This window comes from Microseira wollei NIES-4236, assembly GCF_020521235.1.
Lineage (GTDB): Bacteria > Cyanobacteriota > Cyanobacteriia > Cyanobacteriales > Aerosakkonemataceae > Microseira > Microseira wollei.
Map to the genome: position 1 here is coordinate 1 of NZ_BLAY01000045.1, position 13,286 is coordinate 13,286.

Consider the following 13,286-nt stretch of genomic DNA (forward strand, 5'->3'; position numbering starts at 1 on the left):
TCCCTGGCAGAGCCTGGGAACGAGGGTGGCTGTGCCTGGGAATGGCGTTCCCTGGCAGAGCCTGGGAACGAGGGTGGCTGTGCCTGGGAATGGCGTTCCCTGGCAGAGCCTGGGAACGAGGGTGGCTGTGCCTGGGAATGGCGTTCCCTGGCAGAGCCTGGGAACGAGGGTGGCTCTGCCTGGGAATGGCGTTCCCTGGCAGAGCCTGGGAACGAGGGTGGCTCTGCCTGGGAATGGCGTTCCCTGGCAGAGCCTGGGAACGAGGGTGGCTGTGCCTGGGAACGAGGGTAATGGGTATTGTCTGGTGTTTTAACTTTTAAACAGACGCTTCCTTCTTGGGTAAATTTAATCGCATTAGAAAGCAGGTTAATTAATACTTGGCGTAACTTGAGATCATCGGTTTCAATGTATTGAGGAACTTCAGGCGAACGCTCAAAAATCAACTGCAATCCTTTATTGTTCGCTTTGAGGCGAAACATATCTGACAAACCGTTGAGCAAATCGTAAAGATTGAAGCTAGTTTCGTTGAGGGTGGTACGTCCTGCCTCAATTTTAGATAAATCTAAAACTTGGTTAATTAAAGCGAGCAAGTGTTCGCCGCTGCGGATAATAATGTCGAGATATTTTTTGTGTTCCGGTGCTAGTTTTGGGCTGTTGTTTATGAGTTGAGAAAAGCCCATAATCGCGTTGAGGGGGGTACGCAATTCGTGGCTCATATTCGCCAAAAAGGTGCTTTTGACACGATTGGCGACTTCAGCGGTTTCTAGAGCTTGTTGCAGCGCTGCTTGGGCAAGTTTTCGCTGGCTAATATCTTCAGCTACAGCGATCGCATATTTGGGTTCGCCATCGGGCGATCGCACTAAAGTGCCAATCAGATTTACCCAAATAATCGAGCCATCTTTGCGGATATAACGCTTCTCCATCGTGTAACTATCCATCTCTTTTTCCCACACGCGGCGAACGAGTTCTAGTTCAACATCGAGATCTTCCGGGTAGGTAATATCTTCCCAAGTTCGCTCGAGCATTTCCTCATAGCTGTAACCCACGATGTCGTAAAATGTTTGGTTGATCCGCACAAACTCACCGTCTAAACTCGAATGGCAAATGCCGATGGGCGCTTGCTCAAAAGTGGCGCGAAAGCGTTCTTCACTTTCTCGCAGTTCCAGTTCTGCTTGTTTGATATCGCTGAAATCGCGGGCGACAGCTAAGGCAAATTCGATGCTGCCATCGCAGTTAAATTCAGGCACAATCCGAACTTGATAAAATTTACAGCCAAGGGGTGAGGGAAAATAAAACTCAATCCGCTGTTCTTTCTCCGTCGCGAATACCATTTGCAAAGCGTCTTCCCAAAGCTTGGCAAATTCCAGGGGCATTCCCAACTCTCGATGGCTTTTACCAATAAATGCTTCTGGGGAGATTCCCGTTGCTAATTCTGCGGCTGGATTAACGTATACGTGGCGCAGTTGCCGTTCGAATCGAGCAATTACATCGGGGGAATTTTCCACCAAGGCTTTGAATTCTTGCTCGCGACGATATAAAGCTTCTTGCTTCTGTTTAAGTTCGGTGATGTCGCTGGCTGTTCCCGTCCTGCCGACGATATTGCCCTGTTCGTCCCGCAGCGGCATCGCGTTAAATAACAGGTGAATCGGTTTATTATCTTTGGCTATATGAGTCGTTTCATACTGGAAGATTGACTCTCCTTTCATCAGTTTTTGCTCAACCGCCGCATCTTTAATTCTTTGTTCCACTGTGAGGAAATCTGCGAACGGACGACCGAGCATTTCCATCGGATCGTAACCGTAAATTTGTTTCACCGCTGAGTTGACAAAGGTAAAGCACCCTGAAGCATCCACCGAGAAAATCAAGTCCTGGGATGTTTCAACCAAGTTGCGATATTTTCGCTCGCTGCCAGCAAGTGCCACTTCAGCTTTTTTGCGTTGGGTAATATCCATCACAATTCCCAACAGTTGGATCGCCATTCCAGATTCGTTTAAAACTACTTCTGCCCGCAGGTCAATGTAGCGAATTTCACCATCGGGTCGCACAATCCGTAACTCGTTTTCGTAGGGTATTCCGTGGGCGATCGCGCGCTGTACAATTTCCTGAAAAGTAGCGCGGTCATCGGGATAAATCATCTCCACGATTTGGGGATAAGTCGGTTCGGGTTGTTTAGGATCTAAACCAAATATGCGAAATTTTTCTTCTGACCAGCTAATTTCTCCAGTCAGGATATTAAATTCCCAACTGCCGACATGGGCAACTCGTTGGGCATGGGCAAGATTGGCTTCGCTCTTTTTGAGTTTTTCTTCTGCCAGTTTGCGATCGCTAATGTCGCGAGAAATGCCCACAACCCCGATAATATGACCTTGGGGATCTCGCCAAGGGGATTTCGTGGTTAGCAGCGTCCGCATGATGCCGTGTTGGGGTACGAGTTCTTCATAAGTTAAAGATTCGCCCGTCGTCATAACTTTCTGGTCATCTGCCATTATCTGGCGGGCTACATTTTCGGGAAAAAATGCCGTATCGTCCTGACCAATAATTTCCTCCATTGATTTAGAAAACCAGCGGCTGACTGTAGAATTCGCGACCATATAGCGCCCCTGTTCGTCTTTGACAAACACGACATCGGAGGTACTGTCAATCAGGGAACGCAACATATTGTTGCTTCTTTGAAGTGCTTTTTCTGCCTGGTTTTGTTGGGTAATGTCGTTGGCGATGGAGAGAATGCAGGGAATGTCCCCAATCTGGATCGCCTCTGCCGACACCAGCACCAATCTGATTTCGCCAGACTTGGTGCGAAACTGGCATTTTTGTTTGTAAACACTGCCCGAAGTTTGCAATGCCGCAAGGAAGCACAAGCGTTCTTCTTGATTGACCCAAAAATTGAGTGATTCAGCCGTTTTGCCCAGTACTTCCTCTGGGGTATAGCCCATCATGCTGCAAAAGCTACGGTTAACTTCGATCAAGCAATCTTCTGCCAAGCTGGCGATCGTCATCGGACTGGGACTCGACCAAAAAGCTTTGGCGAATTTTGCTTCCGAAAGGCGCAAAGCTGACTCCGCTATCTTACGCGATCGCACTTCTTGCAGAAGCAAAGCATTTTGATCTTTCAGTTGTTTCGTGAGATATCGCAGTTTTAAATGAACGTTGACCCGAGCAATAATCTCCTCATGTTGCAGCGGTTTGGTTACGTAGTCTACCGCCCCCAAACTCAACCCTTTGACTTTATCCACCGCTTGGTCGAGAGCGCTCATAAAAATTACCGGAATGTCATTCGTTGCTTTTGTTGCTTTCAAGCGGCGGCAGGTTTCAAACCCATCTATCCCCGGCATCAATATATCCAGCAAAATGATATCTGGTAAAACCCTTTGCAGTCTTTGCAGCGCTTTTTCTCCGCTCGTAGCTACCAAAACCTCAAATCCATACTCAATCAGCAAATCTGATAAAACTTTGATGTTAGTCGGTTGGTCGTCTACGATTAAAACTTGCGTCTTCTGCTGTAATTTCATAATCTATTTACCACATCTTATGAAAATTTCTTATTGATTTTAACTAGCTTAATAAAAATATAAAATAAGTTTATTTTTTTATGATATTTTCACTTTCTCAAATCCTGTACGCTTGGATTATGGTATAGTCCAAAAATTTATCCGGCAAGTTTTACGTATAATCTTATACCAGCCAAAAGATGGGCATACAGTCTTGAGATAGCCGCTCAACCAAAAAAGGGCGGGAATCAAGTTTCGGGTAGATATGGCGCGATTAGCCCAGCGATCGCATCATCATCATACTGCGCGGCAAACTGCAATACAGTGCTAGCAAATCGAGCATATTTATAGTTTAACGCTTGCAGCCGATTTGCTTGGCGAATCACTTCCTCAAAGTTACCAATTTGAGCGGCTGCGTACAGGCTAACCAACTCTTCGCCGGGAGGCATTACCAAGTCTTCTGACTCGCTGGTATTAGGATCGATGGGACTGTTTGAGGTGGAAAAAATCCAGGACAGTCCGAGAGAATTCTCTATTTTTTCTAACAATTCCTCTAGTTGGAAAGGTTTAGCAATAAAATCGGTATAGCCGGTTTGTTCGTCCTTCTGGTTCTCCAACTCGAATATCCCACCAGAGATAATCAGGATCGCCGTATGCTCAAAAGCGGGCAACGAACGCAGTTGGCGACACAGATCAAAACCATCCATTCCAGACATCTTTAAATCGGTCACAATCAAATCCGGTTGATGGACAATGGCTTTTTCTAAAGCTGCTTTACCAGAACTAGCTTCAATTAACTCAAAGCCAAGCGGCCGCAAAAGTGCCACTATGATGAAGCGTTCCTCCTCCCTGTCGTCAACGACCAAGATTTTTCGCCTTTTGCCTTCGTAACCCGTCACGATTGATTTGGGTTGTACTGGGGGTGGTGTGGGGTGTGCTTTTACAGAAATCGGCAGTGAGATCTCAAACCAAAACTTACTCCCAACACCCAAACAACTTTCTACTTGGAGAGAACCTCCCATCATCGAGACTAACTTATTGGTGATGCTTAATCCCAGACCCTCACCCGTCGCGAGTTGCGATATCTCGCCCACTTGCTCAAACCGGAGAAATATTCTTTCTAATTGGTCGCTGGCAATGCCTATGCCTGTATCTTCAACTTGAAAGCGAATTTTGGTAATGGGTAATTGGTAATTGGTAATTGGTAATGGATTATAACTTTCGCTATTACCAATTACCTCAATTTTGAAAATAACGCTGCCTTTGTTGGTAAATTTAATCGCATTACTCAACAAATTCATCAAAATTTGACGCAGGCGCTTTTCATCACCATTGACGCAATCGGGAATCTGCCCTTCTGTTTGGTAGGTGAAAAAAATACTTTTTTGTTCGGCTTTGATTTGAATGATTCTTGATAAATTAGCCAGAAAATCAGTCAAATTAAAATCTATCTTAATTAACTCTAGTTTTTGATCTTCAATATTAGACAGATCTAAAATGTCATTAATTAGACTCACCAGGTGAGAACCGCACTGCTGAATCAGGTGAATCCGTTCTTTGTGACGGGGAGTTAGATCTGGCTCGCGCAAAAGAATCTGAGCGTAGCCTAGAATGCCGTTGAGGGCGGTTCGCAGTTCGTGGCTCATGTTAGCCACAAAAGCATTTTTAGCTTGATTGGCGACTTCGGCAGCTTCTTTGGCGGCTTTTAGTTCGGCGGTGCGTTCTGCAACGGTTTGCTCTAGAGATTTATTGAGTGTTTCGAGTTGTTCGTTAAGCAGCTGTAGTGCCTGATTTTTTGCTTCTAGTTGTTGTTCTTGGGTATAGCGACGCAGTGCTTCGCTGACGGTCAAAATCAAGTCGGTTTCGTCCCAAGGTTTGGGAATATAGCGGTAGAGGTTAGCACGATTGACGGCATTGACAATGGCTTGAGTATCCGCTTGTCCGGTTAAAAGAACGGTCATGGTTTTGGGATAGTAAGTATGAACTTGGATCAGCAATTCATCTCCCTTCATCCCCGGCATCATCTGGTCTGAAATTACTAGCGCTACGTCAACATTATTTTCTTGCAACTCTGCGATAATCGCCAGGGCATCTTTGCCGCTGCTAGCAATTGCCATGTAATAATCTTTACCAAAAAATAGCCTTAACTGATCTTGGAGGATCCTTAAGACGATTTCTTCATCATCTACACAAATAATTGCTAGCTGATTCATCAAATTTCCCTATCCTTACCTCCAAATAGACGCGCCGCTGCCGACTTGGCGATCGCGTAAAACACCGGCACGACGTAAAGGCTCAATATCGTAGAAACCAACATCCCGCCCAAGATTGCCATCCCCAAAGAAATGCGGCTAATCGCCCCTGGACCAGTTGTAAATGCCAAGGGCATCGAACCTAATAGGGTAGATAATGCTGTCATCATAATCGGGCGAAAGCGTACTCGTCCCGCCTCTAGCGCTGCTTTGACAATCGGTAATCCTTGGTCGCGCAGTTGATTGGAAAATTCCACCATCAGAATCGAGTTTTTGGTGACGATGCCGATGAGCATAATTAACCCAATCTGACTGTATACATTTAAATTCATTCCCGATAGCTGGAGCGCCACAAACGCTCCCAAAAGCGAAGGCGGTACGGCGAGGAAAATAATCAAAGGATCGAGAAAGCTTTCAAATTGGGCTGCCAAAATTAGGAAAGTAAAGACTAAAGCCAACCCAAAAATAAACAGCGTCGATTGTCCTGCTTCTCTCAACTCTAACGATTGTCCCGCCAAAGCGGTGCGAATTTCTGGGGGTAGTTCTTGCCTTGCCAAATTTTCCAATGCAGCGATCGCCTCCCCTAAAGTGTATCCCGGCGCGGGAGAAGCCGTAATCGTGGCAGCACGCGCGCGGTTAAAGTGATTAATTTGCGGCGGTGTAGTCGAGGGAGTAACCGTTACCAGATTAGTCAAGGGAATTAATTGTCCCTGGTTAGATCTGAGGTAAATTTCCCGAATATCTTGCGGCGTGGCGCGGAACTGCTTTTCTGCCTGGACGACGACTTCATAGCGACGATTTCCCTGATTAAAACTGGTAATTTCCTGCCCGCCTAAAAGTATTTGCAGCGTGCGCGATATTTCCCGCACCGAAACACCTAAATTAGCAGCTTGCTCGCGGTTAATCGTCAAGGTTAATTCTGGTTTATTCAGTTTTAAATCCGTATCGGCATTGACTAATTGGGGCAGTTGTCTGGCTTTTTGGGCTAAATTTTCCGCTGTGGCGGCAAGTGTTTCCAATTCGCTTCCTTGCAATACAAATTGTACCGGCTGACCAAACCCAGACCCAGGTAATGCGGGTGGGTTAATTGGTAACACCAGCGCGTCGGTAATTTGAGAAAACCTACCAAACAATTGACCAATTGTTGCTTGTTGCGATTGTTCGGGTTTGGGACGTTCCGACCAAGGTTGCAATCTGGCAAAAGATATTCCTTGATTGACTTGTCCGACTCCAGTGCCACCGCCGAATGCACCGATAACAAAGTAAGTGCGGATATTGGGGATGGAAGAGAAAATCTTTTCCACTTGCTGCATCACCCCGTCGGTATAGTTAATCGTAACGCCTTGGGGAGCGCGGACGATGGTGAGAATTGAACCTCGGTCTTCGTTGGGTAACAGTTCCGAAGGCAATTGTAGATAAACCCAGGCAGCTAGTCCGATCGATACTAAAAAGCTGAATACGACTGCGGCTTTTAAATGCATCAACAAACGCAGCGATGATGCATAACCATCCCTGACCCGGTCTAAAACCCAATCGAAGGCGTCAAAAAACCATCTTGACCACCAGGGTAATCGGGTTTGCTGGCGCAGCACTCGCGCGCACATCGCCGGCGCCAGAGTTAAGGCGACGACGGTGGAAAATACAACTGCCCCGGCGATAGTAATGGCAAATTCGTTAAATAGGCGTCCCGTGGTTCCCGTGGCGAAACCGACTGGTAAAAATACGGCGATCAAAACAACGGTAGTAGCAATCACTGCAAAGACAACTTCCGATACCGCCGCATAAGTTGCTGGGAAGGGAGCCATCTTTTTTTCTTCCATGTAGCGGACGATATTTTCCAGCACGACGATGGTGTCATCCACGACAATCCCCGTGGAGATGGTGAGGGAAAATAAAGTCAGGGTATTAATGGAAAACCCTAAGGCGAACATCAAGGCAAACGCGCCGATAATCGAGACGGCGATGGTGACGGCGGGAACTAGAGTACCGCGCCAGTCTTTGAGAAAGAGAAAGATTACCAGGACGACGAGAAAGACAGATAGGTAAAGACTGCCCCAAACTTCATCGATCGCCAGTTGGACAAAATTGGAAGTATCGAAGGCAATTTGGTATTCCATCCCGGTGGGAAAAGTCGGGGATATTTCTTGGAATTTGGCTTTAGCGCCGTTGGCGACTTCGATGGTGTTGGCGTTGGAGAGTTTGACGACGCCTAATGCTACCGCAGGTTGACCGTTGAAGCGGACGAAAGAGCGATCGCTTTCGGCGCCAATTTCCGCTCGCCCCACATCTTTGAGCGTGACTTGAGAACCATCAGGATTGCGTTTGATTACCAACGCTTCGTATTCTGGGGGCGTTTGCAGGCGTCCCAGGGTACGGATCGAATATTCCGAACTTTGCCCTTCAATTAAACCTGAAGGAATCTCGACGTTTTCGGCGCGCAGTGCCTGCTCCAGATCCAAAATCGTCAGGTTGCGCGCTGCTAACCGCTGGGTATCGATCCACAAACGCATCGCATAACGACGTTCCCCGCCGATAGTGACGCTACTCACCCCAGGGACGGTTTCTAAAGCGTCCACAACGAAGCGGTCGGCGTAGTCACTTAATTCTAAGGTAGAAAAATTGCTACCGTAGAGAGCAAACCAGATAATCGGGGAAGCATCCCCCGATTGTTTGCGGACAATGGGTGCTTCTGCGTCATCTGGAATATTTCTAGCGGCACGGGCGACGCGATCGCGCACGTCTTGGGCAGCTGATTCGATATCGCGATTGAGTTGAAATTGTACGGTAATGTTGCTAACCGATTCCCGACTTTCGGAACTAAGGGTTTTAATTCCTTCCACACCGTTGAGTTCGGCTTCCAGAATTTCCGTTACTTCTGTTTCTACTACTTGAGGACTCGCACCGGGATAAACCGTGGAAACATTCACCACCGGCGGGTCAATGCTGGGATATTCCTGCACTGGCAGGCGGGTATAACCCACCAACCCTACCAAGACGATGAGCAACGAGCAAACAGAAGCAAAAACGGGGCGCTTGATAAAAAAGTGGGTAAACATGATGGGTCGTGGAGCGTGGGTCGTCCGTCGTGGGTCATATTCCGTTTGTAGTAGGCGCTTTAGCGCCCCCGGGGGCTTGACCGCTTGACCGATTGGCAAAATTTATCTGCCGCAGGAGCGATTGCGAAATGATTTGTGAAGCTTTAGTCGATCCTACGAAAGGGTGCGCCTGATGCCGCAACATCTGACTCACCCTGCCTATTTAATTTTATAATTATTATTCAAGCTTTTCACAATTTTTTCACGCACATGTTCCAGATCCCCCTGTAAATTTAAACTAAGTGCAAATCCCTAATCCGATATGGAGTTACCAAAATTTATACAAGCAGAACAACTAGATTTATCCAACTGCGAAACCGAACCCATTCATACTCCTGGTAACATCCAGCCCCACGGCGTCCTGCTGGTTTTACAAGACCCACAGTTAAAAATTTTACAGGCCAGTCGGAATACCCAGGAGTTTTTGGGGATGCCGGCTCAATCGTTAATTAATCGGGAATTAAGTATTTTATTTGAGGCCGAGCAAATTGATAGGTTAAACTCCTATGCATCGCAGGAAAATATAGAAATTTTTAACCCAATTAAAATATCAATTGAAGTGCATGGGCAACGGGTATTCTTCGAGGGTAATATCCATCGCAATGATGGAGTATTAATTTTGGAATTAGAGCCAGCAAACTCTAACGATACGGAATTACCTTTGGGATTTTACCAGTTAATTAAATCAACAATTTTAAAGCTTAAACAATCTTCAGACTTTCGCGAAACAACAGCAATACTTGCCCAGCAAGTCCGCAAGGTGACCGGGTATGACCGCGTGATGATTTATCAGTTTGAACCCGATGATAGTGGCTTTGTGATTGCAGAAGATAAGCCAGAAGAGCTTGAGCCTTTTTTGGGTTTGCATTACCCGGCTTCAGATATACCTGAATTGGCGAGAAAACTTTATTATAACAATTGGCTCCGGTTAATTGTAGATGTTAATTATCAGCCGGTAGAAATCTTCCCAAAAAATAATCCTATAACTAACGCTCCACTCGATTTGAGCTATTCAATTCTCAGAAGCGTTGCCCCCGTTCACGTGGAATATTTACAAAATATGGGGGTTAGTGCTACGCTATGTATTTCTCTAATCACAAAGAAAAGGCTTTGGGGTTTAATTGTTTGCCATCATTATTCGGCGAGAACCGTGACTTTTAAAATCAGGAAATTTTGCGAATTTTTAGGGCAATTAATGTCGGTAGAAATAGCGTCAAGACAGGAAAGAGAGTCGGAGCGATACCGAGAAAGAATTAAAATAATACAAGATAAGTTAAAGGGGATTTATTGCAGCATTGACCAAGGTAAACTAATAGAATATTTTCAGGAAAATGCCGAAAATTTATTAGAGTTGGTGAATGCCAAAGGGGCAGCAATTTATTTAGAGGATAATTTAACTTTACTTGGTACAACTCCACCGGCACAAGCCGTGGGGGAATTAAAATTTTGGCTGGTGAAATATAGCAGAAAAGAAATATTTTATACGAACCATCTGGCTCAACTTTATTCAAAAGCAAAGGAATTCAAAGACATAGCTAGTGGCTGGCTGGCAATTTCTATTTTTCTCAATCAAACTTCTTATCATATTTTTTGGTTCAGACCTGAGTTGATTCAAACAGTAAACTGGGCAGGAGATCCGGATAAAAATATCTCGGTTGGGTCAGAGGTCAGCGTGCAACTTTCACCGCGAAACTCTTTTCAGTTGTGGAAACAAACCGTAAGAGAAAAATCAATACCCTGGAAACAACTGGAAATTGATGGGGCAATGGAATTAAGGAATACTTTAATGCTAGCGCTTTTAGAGTTTTCTAAAGCGGCGCTGCAAACAGCAGCAGAACGAGCAGAAGTAGCGAACCGAGCCAAAAGTCAATTTCTGGCTAAAATGAGCCACGAACTGCGGACTCCCCTCAACGCAATTTTGGGTTTTACCCAACTCATGACCCGCGATACTTCGCTTTTACCCCAACAGCTAGAGCCATTAAAAATTATTAATCGCAGTGGGGAACATTTGCTCGCTTTAATCAACGATGTTTTGGAAATGTCGAAAATTGAAGCAGGCAGTTTGACACTGAATGAAACCAGCTTTGATTTGTATCAGTTGCTGTTTTATATTGAAGATTTGCTGCGGATAAAAGCTTTAGAAAAAGGGTTGGAGATTGTCTTTAAACGGAAGCCAGAAGTACCTCAATATATCATTACCGATGAAAGTAAGTTGCGTCAAGTTTTGATTAACCTTATAGGTAATGCGATTAAGTTTACTGCTTCTGGTAGCGTAATTGTGCGAGTCAAAGCGGGGATGGAAGATCGCCATTACCCTCGTTCCCAGGCTCTGCCAGGGAACGTGGCTCTGCCAGGGAACGTGGCTCTGCCAGGGAACGTGGCTCTGCCAGGGAACGTGGCTCTGCCAGGGAACGTGGCTCTGCCAGGGAACGTGGCTCTGCCTGAGAACGCCATTAGCAATTACCAATCCTTAATTTTTGAAGTAGAAGATACCGGATCTGGAATTGCTGCCGAAGAACTTGAATCTTTGTTTGACCCCTTCGTGCAAACTGAAACAGGACGCAAGTCAATGGAAGGAACTGGGTTAGGTTTACCCATTAGCCGACAATTTATCAGATTAATGGGAGGAGATATCCAGGTTCGCTCTCAATTGGGTATGGGAACGATTTTTACATTTGATATCAAATTGCGCTTGGCTGATGCGGCTGATGTTGAAACAAATTTAAACGCCAAGCGGGTGATTGGTTTAGCAGCTGGACAACCCGAATATCGCATTATGGTGGTTGAGGATGTAGAGGAGAACCGCCTTTTTTTAGTCAGACTTTTGCAAGCGGTAGGTTTTGACGTGCGTTCAGCTGAAAATGGCATTGAAGCACTTACTTTGTGGGAAACGTGGTCACCCCATCTGATCTTAATGGATATGCTAATGCCCCAGATGGATGGGTATGAAGCGACTCGACGCATTAAAGCGACGCTTAAAGGTCAGGCTACTGGGATTATTGCCTTGACTGCAAATGCTTTTAACGAGGATCGATCGGCTATTTTGCAGGCGGGATGCGACGATTTTATGCGTAAGCCTTTCCAGGAAGAAATACTCTTTGAAAAGATGGCTCATCATTTGCGAGTGCGTTATCTTTATCAACAGGACTCTCCTGGCGCGATCGCAGCCAACCAAAACCCAGATTTACCCTATAGCATCGATGCTGCGTCCTTACGGGTAATGCCCCGCGAATGGGTAGTACAGCTAAACCAAGCTGCACTGGCACTTAATCACGAACGCATTATGGAGCTAGTAGAGCAAATTCCTCAAACCGAAACCAACTTAATTACCACCTTAACAAACTGGGTTGATAACTTTCGCTTAGATATAATCATCAATTTAACAGAAACCGTACTTAAATGAATGAACTTACTGCATCTACATCCCCAGGGGATATTCTCATCGTTGACGATGCTCCAGAAAACCTGCGACTTTTATCAGCAATCCTCAAGACACAAGGATATCAAGTCAGGCAATCGATCAACGGACAACTCGCTTTAAGAGCAGCCCAGTTAAATCCACCGGATTTAATTTTGCTCGATATTAGTATGCCCCAGATGGATGGCTATGAAGTTTGTAAACATTTGAAATCTTCTGAAAAAACTCGCCATATTCCCGTAATATTTATTAGTGCCTTAGATCGCGAAGTCAATAAGGTGAAGGCTTTTGAATTAGGGGGCGTGGACTACATTACCAAGCCGTTTCACCTCAAGGAAGTATTGATGCGCGTGCAGCATCAGATTGCGCTGCATCGGTTACAAAACCAACTGCAAGCCCAAAATTCCCGACTTCAGCAAGAAATTACCGAACGTCAGCGAGCCGAAGAAGAAATTCGCTTTCTCCTAACTACCACCAAAGCGATTAGCAAATCCCCAGATTTTCACGCGGCTTTAAAGATTACCCTGCGCTATATTTGTTTGATGATCGGCTGGGATTGCGGTGAGATTTGGAGTCCTAATAGCGAGGGAACTAAACTCGAAAGCAGTATTTGGTTTGTGAGAGATGCCAAACAAGAAGCCTTGACCCATCCGAGCGAAACTTTTAAATTTGCCCATAACTTTGGACTCCCGGTACGAGTTTGGTCTTCTAAACAGCCTGAATGGATAGAAAATGTTTTAGTCCAAGACATTTCGGCTTTTCTCCGCAGCCAAATGGGGTCTAATATGGAACTAAAAACCGGGTTGGGCATTCCTATTCTTGTAAATGACAGGGTTTTAGCGGTTTTAGTTTTGTTCAAAAAAACTCGCTCTCAAGCGGAACAGCGATTAATTGAGGTGGTGAATACTGTAGCCGCGCATTTGAGCGAGTTTATTCAGCGCAAGAAAATTGAAGCTGAATTGGTTGTAGCTTATAAAGAACTCAAGCGGCTTTAGAGAATTGGTAATTGGTAATTGGTAATTCTCACCCGCAC

The 13,286-nt window shown here is 45.5% G+C and carries 5 protein-coding genes; 2 read left to right on the plus strand and 3 right to left on the minus strand.

Annotated features, from left to right (window positions below; genetic code table 11):
* From MiSe_RS16350 to MiSe_RS16360, 3 genes are all read right to left on the minus strand, one after another.
* A partial coding sequence (locus MiSe_RS16350; protein WP_226581916.1) for a PAS domain S-box protein occupies window positions 1-3,509 on the minus strand: 3,509 nt, incomplete at its 3' end.
* A 227-nt stretch (window positions 3,510-3,736) separates the two neighbouring features.
* Window positions 3,737-5,701: a response regulator gene (locus tag MiSe_RS16355; RefSeq protein WP_226581919.1), complete on the minus strand. Its 1,965-nt coding sequence runs from the start codon at window positions 5,699-5,701 to the stop codon at window positions 3,737-3,739.
* Window positions 5,701-8,796: an efflux RND transporter permease subunit gene (locus MiSe_RS16360; protein ID WP_226581922.1), complete on the minus strand. Its 3,096-nt coding sequence runs from the start codon at window positions 8,794-8,796 to the stop codon at window positions 5,701-5,703. Before MiSe_RS16360 ends, MiSe_RS16355 begins: the two co-directional genes overlap by 1 nt.
* Before the next feature lie 301 nt (window positions 8,797-9,097).
* Here MiSe_RS16360 and MiSe_RS16365 point away from each other — a divergent pair, with 301 nt between their 5' ends.
* Together MiSe_RS16365 and MiSe_RS16370 are read left to right on the plus strand one after the other, a co-directional pair.
* Window positions 9,098-12,238, plus strand: coding sequence for an ATP-binding protein (locus MiSe_RS16365; RefSeq protein ID WP_226581938.1), 3,141 nt, complete (start codon window positions 9,098-9,100; stop codon window positions 12,236-12,238).
* Window positions 12,235-13,248: a response regulator gene (locus MiSe_RS16370; RefSeq protein ID WP_226581941.1), complete on the plus strand. Its 1,014-nt coding sequence runs from the start codon at window positions 12,235-12,237 to the stop codon at window positions 13,246-13,248. The genes MiSe_RS16365 and MiSe_RS16370 overlap by 4 nt, the downstream gene beginning before the upstream one ends.
* Window positions 13,249-13,286: the final 38 nt, after the last annotated feature.